Source organism: Caballeronia sp. SL1002, from assembly GCF_057814995.1.
Genome location: NZ_JBYMUW010000002.1, coordinates 119949 through 136275 on the forward strand (window position 1 = coordinate 119949; position 16327 = coordinate 136275).

Below are 16327 nucleotides of genomic sequence, written 5' to 3' on the forward strand. Positions count from 1 at the left end.
GGAAGGGACGGGCGGACTTGCGTCTTTTCCTGCCTTTGCGGTTAAGTTCACGACCGCTGTGAACGTTGTAAAAAAGCCGGGCCGATCTTTCGATCGGCCCGGCTTTTTTCCGTGCGCCTGAATCGTCCGGCTGTTTGCGACATGACCGCTATGGCCGCCGCGCGAAGCGCCGAAAGCGCTTCACAGCCGGTTGGTTCGAGGCGCAAGCGTTCAGCTTATGCGTTCAGCTTATGCATTCAGCTTTTGCATTCAGCTCATGCATCCAGCCTTAGCTCGCCGCGTTCACCTTGCGGACGGTGCCATTCACGTTGGCCGGAGCGCTGATCGACTTCACGTACTCGATGACGCCGTTGTTGTTCGACACGCTTCCCGTGACCGCGATCGTCGAATCCGAATGCAGGAAGCCGGAATCGTTGTTGAGCGAGCCCGAATCCGTGAACGACTGTGCGGTGATCTGGCCGCTGTTGTTCCGGACGCTTCCCGACGTCGCGAGCGCACCAGCCGACTGGATCGCGCCGCTTGTGTTGTCGAGCGAGCCGGAAAACGAGCCGGAACCGATCGTCATCGTGCCGTTTTTGTTGTTCGTGCTGCTCGAACTCGTCACATTACCCGCCGACAGGATCGTGCCGCCCGTGTTGTCGAGCGAGCCCGAGAACAGCGCGGAGCCTGCCTGGATCAGGCCGCCCTTGTTGTTCGTGCTGCTCGTGCTCGTGACATTGCCGGTCGTGCGGATCGTGCCGTTCGTGTTGTTGAGCGAACCCGACAGCAGTGCGGATGCGGCCGTGATCGTACCGTTGGTGTTGTTCGTGCTGCTCGAACTGGACATCGCGCCGATGGTGTGGATCGTGCCGCCGGTGTTGTCGAGCGAACTGGCGAGCGTCGCCGTGTTCGCATCGATCAGGCCCGCCTTGTTGTTCGTGCTGCTCGTGCTGGTCACGTTGCCGGTCGAGTGAATCGCGCCGTTCGAGTTGTCGAGCGAGCCCGAGAAGAGCGCCGAGCCGGCCGTGATCGTCCCGAGTTTGTTCGACGCGCTGTTTGCCACGGTCAACGCGCCGGTCGAAGCGATCGTTCCGCCGTCGTTGCTCAGCGAATTCGATACTGCGACGGTGTTCCCCTGGATCGTGCCTTGATTCGAGGCCGAGCCGATGAACGAAACGCCCTGAGTTGCCGACAGCGATGCGCCGCTCGCGATGGTCGTCGAACCGGTGAGCGAGGCATCGCCGGCCAGCGCCTTGACTTGACCGTTGATCGTGATCAGGCCGCTATCGGACGGTTGTTGCGTGACGGAAGCCGACATGGGAGTGACGCTGGTCGTGGCGGAAGCTAACTGGCTCGTCTGATTCTGGCTCGGCTGAGCGGATTGGTTCTGGTTCTGGTTTTGGTTTTGGTTTTGGTTTTGGTTTTGGTTCTGGTTCTGGTTTTGGTTTTGGTTTTGGTTTTGGTTTTGGTTTTGGTTTTGGTTTTGGTTTTGGTTCTGGTTTTGGTTGTTGTTCTGGTTCTGGTTGCCTTGATTCTGGTTTTGGTCCTGACTTGCCACCACCACTAGCGGTTTGGCTTGCACCTGGTTTTGATTGCCGCTGTTGTTGTTATTGCCGTTGCCGCTATTGCTGTTCACACCGACGCCAGACGCCGACCCCACGAGCCGAATCGAGTTAGCGTACATGCTGCCCAGTTTCGACACATCGATAGCGACGGTCGGCACTGCGCCCGTGCCCGTCAGGCCGGCGGTCGCGCCGTCCGTCGTGGCGTCGGTGGCGAGGTTTTGCCGCGTCACGCCCGCGACCGCGACAAGCTTCTTCGCCTGCAACGCCGCGTTCACTTCGATGCTGCGGGAAATCAGGTCGAGCTGATCCGCCTTCGATGCATCCAGGCCATTGCCCTGAATGCTGATGCCGCCCGTCGTCGTGTCGATGCTTGCGATGTTGCCGGTTGCATCCAGGATCGCCTGGCCGGTGGTCAGCGTCGCGCGCGTCGTGTTGGTGAAGCTGGCGCCGTTCGCTGTGATCCCGTTCGGATTCGCGACGATCAACTGCGCCGCGGCGCCCGCGATTTCCGTCGTGCCGCCGAGCGTCGTGGCGTTCGCACCGGTCACCTGGTTCAGGATGACCTTGGCTGGCGTCGCGCCGAGCTGAGTGTTGCCGGCGATCGTCCCGCCAAGCTGTGTTTTCACGCTCGTGTTGCTGTTGTTCAAGATCAGGCCAGCCGCGCCGACGTTGTAGTCGGCGAACTTGTTCACGGAGACACCGGCGGCGTTCGGCGCGACGATGTTCGCGATGGGCGTGCCGTTGGATGCCGAAGATATCGACGGATGGCCGCCCGCGCCAGTCGCGGCGGACAGCGCCGCCGCATGGGCGCCGGATCCGTGGACGAGCGCGATCGCGGGCACGGCGAGGAGCAAAGCAGCAGCGATTTTCGTGCGATGACCCGACAGTGCGAGCGCGTTGTTCTTAGAGAAGCGGTTCATATTGAATTTTTTCTTCATTGGTGAATTCACAAGGGATTCGACGAGCGGCGCCAAAACGCGCGGATCGTTTCCTGTTCAAACGCGACATAGACGATGCATAGGCGGTTACATGACGGCCTCCGGGTTCAGGGTTCACAAAAGTGGAAAGCGGAACTTAAAACCGGCTCGTCAGTGAAACGCTCAAGTTGGGTTTGCGGCTTCCGAACGAGGAAGGCTGGACGAGCGGCAGACCCATCGACACGTCGTAGCCGACATTCCGGTACGACCCGCGCAGGCCGAGCGACGCGCCCGCCAACGAACGTCCATCGACGGCGGCGACCGGCGCTCCATAGACGCGTCCCGCATCGAGCGTGACGTACGCCTCGTTCGCCGCGCCCGCGCCCGTCGCCAGTTCGTTGCGCCATAGCCAGCCGCTCGGCGCGGAAAGCGTCGAGTTGCCGTCGAATCCGCGAACCGTGTAGAGGCCGCCGATCTGCAGGTATTCGGTCGATGGCAACGGGGTCGGTGCGGCTTGCAGGAAGAACGCGCTGCGATAGGCGAAGCGTCGCGTGCCTATCGAGAACGGCCGGGTCACCGACGCGTTCGCGCTCGCCACTTCGTAGCGGCCGTTCCAGTCCGGCTCCCCGTAGACGAAGCCGGCGTTGCGGCTCACGCCCGCAAAACTTCCGCGCACGCCCACGCCCGCCTTCACCGACGCTCCCGGAAATTCCTGCTGATGGTCGAAGCTCGCTTCGTAGCCGGTGATGTCGTGGTTCTGGATATCGACTTCAGCGCCACCGAGCGTCGTGTCGTCCGTCCGGCGGACCACCTTGAACTGCAGCGAGCCCTTCTTGTCCTGCGAACGGTAGGGCGCGAAGCCGATGCCGATTTCCGCACGGCGCGTGCGCGTCGTGTAGGGCACGCTGTCGCCGAGCACGGCGAACGGTTGCGTGGAAACCCATTCGCTCACGCCGATCGAAAGCGACGCGTAACCCAACGGCACGTTCCAGGACGCGCTTTTCGCGAGCGACGCGCGGGTGTGATCGGCAAGCTCGGCGTCCGTGCTCGCGCTCAGGATCAGCTGGTCGTACAGATGCAGCGGCGAATCCAGCGCGAGCACCGCGCCCAGGCGGTCGCGCCCGCTGGCGTCGATGCCCGAGTTGTCGGCGCTCAGCAGAACGTGCCAGCGCTTCGACTCGGGATGCTTCACGACGATATCGGTTTCGCCGAGCCTCGCGCCAGGAAGCAGATCGAACGCGACGCCTTGCTGGCCCGGCAGGCGGCGCATGGTTTCCAGTGCCTCGTCCATGTCGCGCACGTTGAGCAGATCGCCGGGCCCGGTCGGAAACGCCACGCGGTTCCAGCCGACGCTGTCGCCTTCATCGCGTATTGCGCCGATACGTCCCGCGATCACATCGATCGCGATACGGCCGTGCTTGAGATCATCCGCGCCGATCTCGACGCGCGCCGTGACGAAACCACGCGCGATCAGTTCGCCCGCGATCCAGTCGCGCAGCGCCTTCACGCCACGCGGCCCGATGCACGCGCCTTCGACCGGCGTGCGTTCGATCAGCCACGGGAAGTCCTGCGCGCCTCGCCAGTCGGCTGTCTTGATCGTCATGCAGTCGGCTTCGAGCGGAAATTCGAGCCGCGGCGAAACGATGGCGGAGGGGCGTTGAAGAAGCGAGGGCGCGGGGACGGTCGCTTGTTGTGCGGCAAGAAGTTGTTCCTGCTGGCGACGCTGCGTGTCACTCGGCAGCGCAAGAAGCGTGAGCGGTGACTGCTGCGCATGCGCGCGCATTGCCGCCGTGCAGGCCAGAACGGCGACCAGCGCGTGCCGCGCAGTAATGCCCATTCGAGAGGATGCGGCGCGGAGATGTCGAGCGCCTTTGCACATGGGCGCAAAAGGCGCTGCAAAACGATTTGAATCTTGAGGCAATGCGCGCGGCCTTCATCACGTGAAGTTGAGGGTCATGTAACCGCACTCTGACCCGATGCAGTTCCGGGATGACCCGGGCGCGCCGCTAAAAGGGGCCGAAGAATCTCAAATATCGGGACGATGTTAAATGCGGAGATTCTTAATAAAAACTTCGTAATTCTTGCGTCTAGAATTCGTAAAGAGATTTTTTATGCGTGTGTTTCGCGGATTTTTCGAGCGAGCTCGGCCGGCGCCGCGGTGTCGGCCGGGCGCTCGTTTCGGGAGAAAGATGCGTTTCTTTGCGGGACGTCTGGCGCATTCGCTTCACGAATACGTCATCGATGGCACGTGGGCACGACGCATCGGACGCGGTCCAGCGGACGCGCGTGCTTATCCCCGCGTTCCCCGCGAAATCTCCTGCCCTGCATCGCGCCCAAGCCGCGCCGTCACGGGAATCGAGAGAAACGAAAAGAAACCGACCACCGCGAACGCCGGCCAGAAATCCGACCAGAGCACGCTCGCGTGACCATTCAGGCTCTGCGAAATCTGCAGCGCGATGCCCGCGATCGTCACGCCCAGTCCGAGCGAAACCTGTTGCACGAAACTCGCGAGACTCGTCGCCCGGCCGACATCGCGGCTTTCGATTTCCGCGTAGGCGAGCGAGTTGAGACTCGTGAACTGCAGCGCCGGGAAGAATCCGCCGAGCAGCACGACGCACCAGATCACCCACGTCGGCGTGCCCGGAAAGAACAGCCCGCACGCGGCGATCGCGATGCCCGCGAACGCCGCGTTGACCATCAGCGTCTGCCGGAAGCCGAAGCGGTGCAGCACGCGCGACGCCAGCGAGCGCATGAACATGCCGCCGAACGCCGACGCACAGGTGATCGAGCCGGACTTGAACGCCGTCATGCCGAGCCCTTCCTGCAACGCGAGCGGCAGCAGGAACGGCACCGCGCCGAGGCCGATCCGGAATAGCGAGCCGCCGGCGACGCTCGCCTGAAACGTCGGCACGCGCAAAAAGCTTAAGTCGAGGAGTGGCAGTTTCACGCGCTTTGCATGCACCAGATAGGCGATGAGAAACACGATGCCCGCGAGGCACATCGCCGCCGCGAATCGCTCCGGCAGTAGTTCGCCGCCCACGAGCGACAGCCCGAGCAGGAACAGCGTGCCGCCGCACGCGGAGAGCACGAAGCCCGTCCAGTCGAGCGGACCGGGATGCGACTCGCGCGTGTTGGCAATGAAACGGTTGGTCAGATAGATGCCCGCGATGCCGATCGGGATGTTGATGAAGAAGATCAGCCGCCAGTGCAGATACGTCGTGATAAAGCCGCCGAGCAGCGGCCCGGCGGCGGGGCCGAGCATCGCGGGGACGCTCAGGTAGTTCATCGCGGTGATGAACTCGGCGCGCCGCACCGAGCGGAAGATGATGATCCGGCCGACCGGCACCATCATCGCGCCGCCGACGCCCTGGATGAAACGCGCCACCGTGAATGTCGCGAGCGAATCCGATGCCGCGCACAAGATCGAGCCGGTCACGAAAATGCCGATGGCGGTGCGGAAGACGGCGCGAGCGCCGAAGCGGTCGGCGACCCAGCCGCAGATCGGGATGAAGACGCCGAGCCCGAGCACGTAGCTCGTGACGGCGATCCGCAGCGTGACGGGATCGCGTCCGAACGCGCGCGCCATTTCGGGAATGGCCGTGACGATGACATTCGCATCGACGCTTTCCATGAACATCGCGCACGCGACGATGAGCGGGACGACATAGACTTTCTGCGTTTGCGACATGGGAGGTCGGTGGTGATCTCTACGCGGCAGGAAGGGCCGATTATGTCACCGATAAGATATCGTGCGCCGCCAGCCACTCACGAAACACGAGGACGAAGACGATGGACCCGGAAGATTTGCAACGACTGGTCACTCAGACCATGCCTTACGGAAAATTCAAGGGACGCGTGATCGCGGATCTGCCGAGCCACTATCTCGCGTGGTTCGCGCGTGAGGGTTTTCCGCAAGGCCAACTCGGCCGCCTGCTCGCGCTCATGCACGAGATCGATCACAACAATCTCGGCTCGCTGCTTGAGCCGCTCAGGCGTCGGTGAGGTGTCGTCGATTGCCCGCGAGCCGCATCGCGCGGTGCTTTGAGCTCGATTCGTCCTGTTTTGCGAAAGCACCATAGGTAGTGAATTTGAGAAGGTCAAGCCCAATATTTAGTGGGTCCGGCTTTCGCGAGCGGACGCCGGATGTTAAACTTCGGAAACGAAATCGCGCGGCATCGGCAGGTGTGTTCGGCGCAATGAGGCACACATCGAACGCGTTTTTTCGGCGATCGCTTCGAGCGATCGAAGGCGTGCGAAGAGCATCGCGAGGCACGGTTCGGAAGGGCCGTTGAACGCATCGCCTTTGACGTGCGTCGAGTGGCATCTATAACGTGAATTGAAGCCGCGTCGTTAGCGAAGAAATTCAGGGGAACGCAGCGAACCTCACGACCCACGCGCACGACGAACGCGGCACGTTCCGAACACACGAGACGCATCATCAAAGACGCTTCAAGCACGCTGCAAAGAGCATCGCGATGAAGGTCACGATGAGCGTCACGAAGAGCGTCACGAAGAGCATCACACACGATGCGTCGCGCGAAGTGTTGTATGCAAGTAGCAACGCGAACACGAAAACAGGAATTTTTATGAGCAAGCTCTTTTATCGCTCATGGAAAGATGGTACAAACCGATCTAAATTGATGGTGAGAATTTATGCTCAACTGGGATGACGAGACCACTACCGTAGCTCCCGCGAGCGGCTCGCAACACAACGTGTTGCTGAACACCGCGGGTACGGTTGCCGGCATGCAGGATGCATCGCGTGCCGCTCATCAAGGCACTCATCTGCCGCCCTCGGCACAAAACATTTTCGCGAGCGATTTCGTCGCTCCGCCGCAACCGAGCGCAGGCGCGATTGCCGCCGCGAGCGAAGCGCGCGTGAATGTCGCCGACAAGCGCATCATCAACGGCAAGACTGACGTCAATCAGCTCGTGCCGTTCAAGTACAAATGGGCGTGGGAAAAATATCTGGCGGGTTGTGCCAACCACTGGATGCCGCAGGAAGTGAACATGTCGCGAGACATCGCCCTGTGGAAAGATCCCAACGGCCTGTCGGACGACGAACGTCGTATCGTGAAGCGCAACCTCGGCTTCTTCGTCACGGCCGACTCGCTCGCCGCGAACAATATCGTGCTCGGCACGTATCGCCACATCACCGCACCCGAGTGCCGCCAGTTCCTGCTGCGCCAGGCGTTCGAAGAAGCAATCCACACGCACGCGTATCAGTACATCGTCGAATCGCTGGGTCTCGACGAGAGCGAAATCTTCAACGCGTATCACGAGGTCGACTCGATCCGCGCGAAGGACGAGTTCCTGATTCCGTTCATCCAGACGCTGACCGATCCCGCTTTCACCACTGGCACGCTCGAAGCGGACCAGAAATTGCTGAAGTCGCTGATCGTGTTCGCTTGCGTCATGGAAGGGTTGTTCTTCTACGTCGGCTTCACGCAGATCCTGGCGCTGGGCCGTCAGAACAAGATGACGGGCGCGGCGGAGCAGTATCAGTACATCCTGCGCGACGAGTCGATGCACTGCAATTTCGGCATCGACCTGATCAACCAGATCAAGCTGGAAGAACCGCAACTGTGGACGCCTGAGTTCCGTGCGGAAATCCGCGAGATCTTCAAGCAGGCTGTCGAACTTGAATATCGTTACGCCGAAGACACCATGCCGCGTGGCGTGCTCGGTCTGAACGCATCGATGTTCAAGAGCTATTTGCGCTTTATCTGCAACCGCCGTTGTCAGCAGATCGGGCTCGATCCGCTTTTCCCGAACGAGGAAAACCCGTTCCCGTGGATGAGCGAAATGATCGACTTGAAGAAAGAACGCAATTTCTTCGAGACACGCGTAATCGAGTATCAAACGGGCGGCGCGCTGACCTGGGAATAAGAACAAGCCAGGACGTGTTGCAGACGAAAATCGACGGAGAGCAAATGCGGCCGCGACCACCGCGTGCATTTGCCATCAAGGTTTAGGAGAACGGTCGCCTAATGCAAAGTGCGCCTTGTGGCTTAACGGCCCAAAAAGATGACAGGCGTTTTGCAGACCCTTCAATGGGACGGGCAAACTTCCCCCCGGAATATGCCAACGGCGTGTCCGTTGGCTCGATCAAGCGATTGCCGGCACCGGGTTTCGGTGCTGACTCAATTTGGCGCGCGGTGCCTCGGGGCACGGCGCGCCTTGCCGTATTCATTAGCGTAAGCAGGCTCCATCAGCGTACGCCGATGAATAATCCGCTTTGCAGCGTGCGTCGTGAGAAGCCCACGCGGGAAGCGGGTTTTGACGAAGGGTGTTGTTTGAACTGACTCTCATCTGAAACCTGAAGGAGAAAATGATGGCACTTGCCAAGAAGAAACCCGTCGCGAAAAAGGCTGCAGCTAAGCCGGCCGCTAAGCCGGCCGCGAAGAAAGTCGTCGCCAAGAAAGCTGCTGCAGTGAAGAAGGCAGCGCCGGCGAAGAAAGTAGTCGCCAAGAAGGCCGCACCGGCAGCGAAGAAAGTCGCAGCCAAGAAGGTCGCCGTGAAGAAGGTCGCAGCGAAGAAAGCTGCACCGGCGAAGAAGGCAGCTCCGGCCAAGAAGGCCGCAGTGAAGAAGGTTGCAGCGAAGAAAGTCGCGGTGAAGAAGGTTGCCGCGAAGAAGGCAGCGCCGGCGAAGAAGGCCGCAGCGAAGAAGGCTGCACCCGCTAAGAAGGCTGCTGCCAAGAAGGCTGCACCGGCGAAGAAGGCTGCTGCCAAGAAGGCCCCCGCGAAGAAGGCTGCCGCCAAGAAGGCTGCCCCTGCTGCGAAGAAGGCTCCCGCTGCCAAGAAGGCGCCTGCTGCGAAGAAGGCTGCTCCTGCTGCAAAGAAGGCTGCACCCGCTGCCAAGAAGGCCGCACCTGCCGTGAAGAAGGCTGCTCCCGCCGCGAAGAAGGCTGCTGCACCCGCCGCGACGAAAGCTGCCGCTCCGGCCGCTGTGAAGAAGGCGCCGGTCAAGAAGGCGGTTCCCGCGAAGAAGACGGCCGCTGCAGCACCGGCGACCACCGCGACGACCCCGGCAGCTCCGGCTCCGGCCGCAGCGGTCAAGACGGCGTTGAACCCGGCAGCGGCCTGGCCGTTCCCGACGGGCAGCCGTCCGTAAGTACGGGCAGCACGCAAGACTTCGGCACGTTCTGCGTGCCGTGCGATCGGGTCGTCCTCCGGTCCCGACCCGCCGTCAGGTTGATCCTGGCGGCGGGTTTTTTCTTGCGCGCAATGTCACGTCACGTCACGTCACGTCACGTCACGTCACGTCGCGTTCGCGCGATGCTTCACGATTTCATCAGACGCAAAAAAGCGCATGCGCCCGAGGGCACATGCGCTTTCTTCTAACTGTCGCGCGAGACTAGGCGGCGAGCGTCAGTGCATCAGTGCGTCACTCGTGTCACGCCGCCGCTCGACAGCAGCCGAACCCGTTCGCCGGCTTGAAACACTTCGCCGGTCGAAGTCTGGGTGATCGCGCGCATGTCGCCGTTATCGAGGCGAACGGTTATTTCCAAACCGTTCTTCACCGCGACGTTGTTCTCCACCGCGTTACCCGCGACCGCGCCCGCCAGGCCGCCGATGATGCCGGTGATGATCGATCCCGTTCCGCCGCCGATCTGGCTGCCCGCCACCGCGCCGAGCGCGCCGCCGCCGATCGCGCCCAGACCGCTCGGCTGTCCGTTGTTCGAACTGATCTTCACGCCGCGCACGCTTTCCACTGTCGCCATGCGCACCGTTTCCTCGCGTTGCGCCTGCGACGCCGTGTAGACGTCCGCGGAACTGCTGTTGTACGCGCAGCCCGTCATCGTGACGGCGCCGACGAGTGCTGCTGCCAGCACGATACGACTTGTTGCTTTCATCCCTGACTCCACTAAATTACGACAGGCTGCTGCCAAATGCCTGCTTGAAGCGTTCTTCAATTTCAGCGCGCGTCGGCGCGTAGGTCTGCGGTCCTTGATGTTCGATTTTCAGCGCGCCCATCAGGCTTGCGAGACGTCCCGTTTTTTCCCAGCCCAGCTTGTTTTCGATACCGTACAGCAGGCCGCCGCGGAAAGCGTCGCCGCAACCGGTCGGGTCGACGACTTGCTGCGCCGTCACCACCGGAATGTCCTCGACGCCGTTTGCGTGGTGGATCTGCGCGCCCTGGTCGCCGCGCGTGATCACGACTGCCTCGACGCGGCTCAGTATGTCCGCGACCGACCAGCCCGTCTTGTTGCTCAACAGCTTGGCCTCGTAATCGTTGACTGCTACGTAAGTGGCAAGTTCAATCATGCGACGAAGTTCCGCACCTTCGAGGATCGGCAGGCCCTGGCCCGGATCGAAGATGAACGGCACGCCCGCCGTGGCGAACTGCTCGGCGTGCTGGCGCATGCCGTCAGCGCCGTCCGGGGCGACGATCCCGAGCGTGATACCGGTGGTTTCGTCGGCGCGGTTCAGATGCGAGTCCATCATCGCGCCCGGGTGGAACGCGGTGATCTGGTTGTTCGCGAGATCGGTCGTGATGAAGCACTGCGCCGAGTGCTGGCCCGGCAGCACGCGCACGTATTCCTTCGAGAGCCCGAGCGTGTCGAGACGGTCGATATAGAGTTGCGCGTCGGCATCGCCCAGCGTCGCCATGATTTTCGCGTCGCCGCCGAGCAGCTTCAGCGCATACGCGATATTGCCCGCGCAGCCGCCGAAGTTGCGGCGCATCGTCGGGACCAGGAAGCTGATGTTCAGCATATGCACCTGGTCCGGCAGGATGTGGTCGCCGAAGCGGCCTTGGAAAGTCATGATGTTGTCGTAGGCGAGCGAGCCGCAGATGAGCGTAGCCAAGGCGAACGTCCTTTCAAAAATTGCGTGAGTGAAGTGTGCGGCACCGGCGCGGTTCGTGTGCGTCGTATGCGCATTCTTTACAGTGCGGCGTGCGGGTTCGATCGAACGGCGGCGGCCAATGTGTAAAGAATGCGCAGGCCGCGAGCGGCCTGCGGGTTACGGCTAATCCAGCGCCTTGTTTCAACGCCTTGTTTCAACGCCTTGTTTCAGCGCCTTGTTTCAGCGCCTTGTTTCAGCGCCTTGTTCCAACGCCTTGTTTCAGCGCCTTGTTTCAACGCCTTATTTCAGCGCCGACAGTGCGGCGTCGTAGTTCGGCTCGTTCTTGATTTCGGAGACGAGTTCAGCGTGCAGCACCTTGTCGCTTTCGTCGAGCACGACGACCGCGCGCGCCGTCAGGCCTTTGAGCGGGCCGCTCGTCACGTCCACGCCGTAGGCCTGGGCGAATTCGTGGCCGCGGAACGTCGATGCCGTCACGACGTTTTCAATGCCTTCGGTCGTGCAAAACCGCGTCGCCGCGAACGGCAGGTCGCCCGACACCACGACCACCACCGTGTTATCCAGCTTCGCGGCGGCTTCGTTGAACCTGCGCGTGGACGTGGCGCAGGTCGGCGTGTCGAGGCTCGGCACGATGTTCAGCACTTTGCGCTTGCCAGCGAAATTCGCGAGCTTGAGATCGCCCAGATCCTTGCCGACCAGCGTGAAATCGGCCGCTTGCTGGCCCGCGGACGGGAAGGTGCCTGCGACGTCGATCGGCTTGCCGCCGAGGGTGACTTGACTCATGGTGTGCTCCAGATTTGCGTGGATGTTCAGAGGAATACGCGTGCCGCAATGCCGCACGCGCGATGAGAAAACACGCCGCGTCAGGGATAGAAAATCTGCACGCGGTAATTGGCGGCGACGCTGTCGCCGGTGTCGAGACGCACGATCACGTTCTGCGTGCCGCGCGGCGGAAGTCCCGCGGCGATCGCCGTGCCGGGCCGCGCGTAGTCCAGCGGCCAGAGCACGCGGCGGATCGCGACGTTGTTTTTATCGTCGAGCAGGGTGACTTCCAGCGCCGGATAGGCGAGCGCGACATCGAAACGGTTGTGCAGCGAGAGTTTGAGTTCGAGCTTGTGCGAGCCGTCCACCTGCCGCAATCCGGAATTCTCGATCTGCAATCCGTCGATATCGCGCGGCGGCGCAACCGCGCAGCCGATCTTCGCGCAAACCGACGCATAGACCGCCTGCGAGCGCGGCAGATAGATCATGACGGCCTCGCGCTGCCACCACGCGATCTGCGCGACGAGCAGGATCGCGAGCAGCACCGCCACGACCGTTCCCGCGATCCGCAGCGCAGCGTTGGAGCGCACCGGCGAATGCGGTTCGCGCATCGTGGGGAACGATTCGCCAGCGGGATGATGATGCGCGTGGGCGGGCAGGGCGGCAGCCGGTGCATACGCGCTTTCAGGGCGCGACGGCGGCACGGCGCTTTCGGGCGCATCGACCGGACGCCACCTCATGCGCGTCTCCTGCGGGGTGGCTGATGCCGGTTGCGGTGCGGGTTTAGATGAAGGCGGCGGCGTGCCGATATACGGCTCGGTGCGCACATCGGCGTGATGCTTTTCGAAGAGCGCGCCCGAGGTTTCCGGCTCGTCTTCCTCGAACTCGTTCGCGATGGCGGGGGAGTAATCCGGAGCGGCGGACGCGGAGGGTTTCAGCGGCGCAGCGGCGACCGACGGATGCCGGGCAGCCGGTTCATCGGCGGTGCTGGCGTGACGAACGGTATTACTGACGAGTGTTTCGTCGAATGCGGTTTCGTCCGGAGTCGCGCGCGCGGCTTCCGGTTCGACGAATTCGAACTGATGATGTGCTGCGTCGAATACTTCCTGGCAATGGCCGCACCGCACGCGGCCGTCGTGCGGCGCGAGCAGGTGTGGATCGAGTCGGAAAACTGTTTCGCAGTGAGGACAGCGGGTTGCCAGCGCCATGTTTGAGCCGTAGGCCTGACGGCCGGTCGTGGACGATGGCGCTATTCTAAAGGCTTTCGCGCCGGGTTCCCGCAAGACACACCCAGCCTTCGTGCTCGCGCCATACGCCGATGTCGATCCATTCCGCATAGACTGCGGCGACCTCGTCGGCCTGACGCGCCAGAATGCCCGACAACGCGATGCGCCCGCCCGGTTTGACGCGCGCCGAGAGCATCGACGCCATCAGTTTCAGCGGGTTCGACAGAATATTCGCGACGACGATATCGAACTCGCCTTCGGCGAGATCGGCGGGCAATCCGTAGGTCACTTCCGCGCGGTTGCGCTCGCTGTTCTGACGCGCGGACTCGACCGCCTGCGGGTCGATATCGATGCCGATCACCGGATTCGCGCCGCACTTCTTCGCGAGAATCGCGAGGATGCCGGAGCCGCAACCGTAATCGAGCACGGATTGATCCGCCTTCACCGATTGCTCCAGCCATTCCATGCACAAACGCGTGGTGGGGTGGCTGCCCGTGCCGAACGCGAGGCCCGGATCGAGTTCGAGAATGAGCGCGTCGGGATCGGGCGCGTCGTGCCACGACGGCACGACCCAGATGCGTTCGCCGATCGAAATGGGGTCGAACTGGGATTGCGTAAGCCGCACCCAGTCCTGCTCCTCGACGTCGCGCAACGTGAACGCGGGCGCTTCCGCCAGCGCGATTTCGTTCGCGGCGGCGGCGAGCAGGACGGCGGGATCGGCGTCGTCGGCGAGGAGCGCGACCACGCGCGAGCGATTCCACGCGCGGTTTTCCGGCGTGAGACCGGGCTCGCCGAAAAGCGGCTGCTCGTCGGGCGTATCGGCGTCGGCGTCTTCCACCGACACCGACAACGCGCCGAGTTCGAGCAGCGCGTCCGACAGCGCTTCCGCGTGCTCGCGATCCAGCTCGGCGATCAGTTCCCGGTAACTCATGGCTTCACCTTCACGCGTCTTCGGCGGCGACGGCGGCCTGGCGCGCCGCCAGCTTGTTTTCGAGGTAGTGAATGCTCGTGCCGCCTTCGACGAACTTCGCGTCGATCATCATCTCGCGATGCAGCGGGATGTTGGTCGAGATGCCTTCCACCACCATTTCCGACAACGCGATACGCATGCGGTTGATCGCCTGCTCGCGCGTCGCGCCGTAGGAAATCAGCTTGCCGATCATCGAATCGTAGTTCGGCGGCACGAAATAGCCGTTGTACGCATGCGAATCGACGCGAATGCCCGGGCCGCCCGGCGAATGCCACGAGGTCAGGCGTCCCGGCGACGGCGTGAACTTGAACGGATCTTCGGCGTTGATCCGGCATTCGATCGCGTGGCCGCGGAACTGAATGTCCTTCTGACGGAACAGCAGCTTTTCGCCCGCCGCGATCCGGATCTGTTCCTGCACGATATCGACGCCGGTAATCAGTTCGGTGACCGGATGCTCGACCTGCACGCGCGTGTTCATTTCAATGAAATAGAACTCGTTGTTTTCGTACAGGAATTCGAACGTGCCCGCGCCGAGATAGCCCATTTTCTTGCAGGCATCCGCGCAACGATCGCCAATCCTGTCGATCAGGCGGCGCGCGATACCCGGCGCCGGCGCTTCCTCGATCACCTTCTGGTGACGGCGCTGCATCGAGCAATCGCGCTCGCCCAGCCAGATCGCGTTCTTGAACGAGTCGGCGAGGATCTGGATCTCGATGTGCCGCGGGTTCTCCAGGAATTTCTCCATGTAGACCTGCGGATTGCCGAACGCGCGGCCCGCTTCTTCACGCGTCATGTTGACCGCGTTCACGAGCGCCGCTTCCGTATGCACCACGCGCATGCCGCGTCCGCCGCCGCCGCCCGCCGCCTTGATGATGACCGGATAGCCGACCGCGCGCGCAATCTTCACGATTTCCTTCGGATCGTCGGGCAACGCACCTTCCGAACCCGGCACGCACGGCACGCCGGTCTTGATCATCGTCTGCTTGGCGGTGACCTTGTCGCCCATCATGCGGATGGTTTCCGGACGCGGGCCGATAAACGTAAAGCCGGATTGCTCGACGCGCTCCGCGAAGTCCGCGTTTTCCGAGAGGAAGCCGTAGCCGGGGTGGATCGCTTCGGCGTCGGTCACTTCGGCCGCGCTGATCAGCGCGGGCATGTTCAGATAACTCAGGTTCGACGGAGCCGGTCCGATACAGACGGCTTCGTCGGCCAACTTCACGTATTTGGCTTCCTTGTCGGCTTCCGAATAGACGATAACCGTCTTGACGCCCAGTTCGCGGCACGCGCGCTGGATACGAAGCGCGATTTCGCCACGGTTCGCAATGAGGATTTTTTCAAACATAGCTCGTTTTTCGACTCATCAATGGGCTGCTTGGGCAGGTGCCGCGGTGTGCGCGGCCAGGTTGCGGCAAGCGGTCCTAGAGGATCGGAGGCGCGCCCGACCTGCGGTCAGCGCGCGCCTGAATGCTGCGTGCACCGGAATTCGCGCGGCTCGTGGCGCTGCGGCTTCCGGCACGTACGCGCGAAAAATCCGCGCTGTCGCTTAGTCGCCGATCACGAAGAGCGGCTGACCGTATTCCACGGCCTGACCGTTATCGACCAGAATTTCCTTCACGACGCCGGACTTGTCCGATTCGATCTCGTTCAGGAGCTTCATGGCTTCGATGATGCAGATCGTCTGGCCTTCCTTGACCGTATCGCCGACCTGCACGAACGGGTCCGCGCCCGGCGACGGCGCGCGGTAGAACGAGCCGACCATCGGCGAGGTGACCACGTGACCTTGCGGCGCGGCGGCGACGGCGGGCGCCGCCGGTGCGGCGCCTTCGGCGGCGGGACCGCCGTATTGCGGCGCGGCCTGCATCGGGCCCGCCGGCGCGTATTGCGGCGCCTGCATGTAGACCGGCGCGGCGTTCTTGACGATGCGAACCTTTCCTTCGCCTTCCGTCACTTCCAGTTCCGAGATACCGGATTCCGAGACGAGGTCGATCAAAGTTTTGAGTTTACGAAGGTCCATCGAAAAATCCCCTTTCAATGCTTGGAGACCGGAAACGCGTCCGGTGCTGACTTGATTTATGGTGCCGCCGGCGGGGCGCTACGCGC

General features: G+C 62.4%; 14 protein-coding genes. 4 read left to right on the forward strand and 10 right to left on the reverse strand.

Going from position 1 to position 16327, the window contains the following annotated elements; translation table 11 throughout:
• Window positions 1-268: 268 nt before the first annotated feature.
• The 3 genes from AC3D25_RS03485 to AC3D25_RS03495 form a co-directional block, all read right to left on the reverse strand.
• A complete protein-coding gene (locus AC3D25_RS03485) occupies window positions 269-2464 on the reverse strand; it encodes a two-partner secretion domain-containing protein (protein WP_488887090.1) in 2196 nt (731 codons plus the stop codon).
• 154 nt (window positions 2465-2618) lie between these two features.
• Window positions 2619-4298 carry a ShlB/FhaC/HecB family hemolysin secretion/activation protein gene (locus tag AC3D25_RS03490; RefSeq protein ID WP_488887091.1) on the reverse strand — a complete coding sequence of 560 codons (1680 nt, stop codon included), beginning with the start codon at window positions 4296-4298 and terminating at the stop codon, window positions 2619-2621.
• Between the two features lie 453 nt (window positions 4299-4751).
• Window positions 4752-6149 carry an MFS transporter gene (locus AC3D25_RS03495; RefSeq protein WP_488887092.1) on the reverse strand — a complete coding sequence of 466 codons (1398 nt, stop codon included), beginning with the start codon at window positions 6147-6149 and terminating at the stop codon, window positions 4752-4754.
• Window positions 6150-6250: 101 nt separating this feature from the next.
• Here AC3D25_RS03495 and AC3D25_RS03500 point away from each other — a divergent pair, with 101 nt between their 5' ends.
• The 4 genes from AC3D25_RS03500 to AC3D25_RS03515 all read left to right on the forward strand — a co-directional run bounded on the left by AC3D25_RS03500 (window position 6251) and on the right by AC3D25_RS03515 (window position 9575).
• A complete protein-coding gene (locus tag AC3D25_RS03500; protein WP_488887093.1) occupies window positions 6251-6463 on the forward strand; it encodes a DUF3820 family protein in 213 nt (70 codons plus the stop codon).
• A gap of 651 nt (window positions 6464-7114) precedes the next feature.
• A complete protein-coding gene (locus AC3D25_RS03505; RefSeq protein ID WP_488887094.1) occupies window positions 7115-8350 on the forward strand; it encodes a ribonucleotide-diphosphate reductase subunit beta in 1236 nt (411 codons plus the stop codon).
• Between the two features lie 101 nt (window positions 8351-8451).
• A complete protein-coding gene (locus AC3D25_RS03510; RefSeq protein ID WP_488887095.1) occupies window positions 8452-8766 on the forward strand; it encodes a hypothetical protein in 315 nt (104 codons plus the stop codon).
• A gap of 29 nt (window positions 8767-8795) precedes the next feature.
• Window positions 8796-9575, forward strand: coding sequence for a histone H1 (locus AC3D25_RS03515; protein ID WP_488889579.1), 780 nt, complete (start codon window positions 8796-8798; stop codon window positions 9573-9575).
• A gap of 265 nt (window positions 9576-9840) precedes the next feature.
• Here the strand turns inward: AC3D25_RS03515 and AC3D25_RS03520 are convergent, their stop codons facing one another.
• The 7 genes from AC3D25_RS03520 to accB all read right to left on the reverse strand — a co-directional run bounded on the left by AC3D25_RS03520 (window position 9841) and on the right by accB (window position 16241).
• Window positions 9841-10317 (reverse strand): outer membrane lipoprotein, encoded by a 477-nt coding sequence (locus AC3D25_RS03520; RefSeq protein ID WP_488887096.1) that lies wholly within the window; start codon window positions 10315-10317, stop codon window positions 9841-9843.
• 16 nt (window positions 10318-10333) lie between these two features.
• On the reverse strand, window positions 10334-11272 hold the full coding sequence (locus AC3D25_RS03525) for a carbohydrate kinase family protein (protein WP_488887097.1): 939 nt from the start codon (window positions 11270-11272) through the stop codon (window positions 10334-10336).
• Between the two features lie 279 nt (window positions 11273-11551).
• The gene (tpx, locus tag AC3D25_RS03530) at window positions 11552-12052 is read right to left on the reverse strand and encodes a thiol peroxidase (protein WP_488887098.1); all 501 of its coding nucleotides are present in this window, start codon (window positions 12050-12052) and stop codon (window positions 11552-11554) included.
• Window positions 12053-12132: 80 nt separating this feature from the next.
• Window positions 12133-13239: a DUF3426 domain-containing protein gene (locus AC3D25_RS03535; protein ID WP_488887099.1), complete on the reverse strand. Its 1107-nt coding sequence runs from the start codon at window positions 13237-13239 to the stop codon at window positions 12133-12135.
• Between the two features lie 46 nt (window positions 13240-13285).
• On the reverse strand, window positions 13286-14188 hold the full coding sequence (gene prmA, locus AC3D25_RS03540) for a 50S ribosomal protein L11 methyltransferase (protein WP_488887100.1): 903 nt from the start codon (window positions 14186-14188) through the stop codon (window positions 13286-13288).
• 10 nt (window positions 14189-14198) lie between these two features.
• A complete protein-coding gene (accC, locus tag AC3D25_RS03545) occupies window positions 14199-15569 on the reverse strand; it encodes an acetyl-CoA carboxylase biotin carboxylase subunit (RefSeq protein WP_488887101.1) in 1371 nt (456 codons plus the stop codon).
• A gap of 201 nt (window positions 15570-15770) precedes the next feature.
• The gene (gene accB, locus AC3D25_RS03550; protein ID WP_488887102.1) at window positions 15771-16241 is read right to left on the reverse strand and encodes an acetyl-CoA carboxylase biotin carboxyl carrier protein; all 471 of its coding nucleotides are present in this window, start codon (window positions 16239-16241) and stop codon (window positions 15771-15773) included.
• Window positions 16242-16327 lie beyond the last annotated feature (86 nt).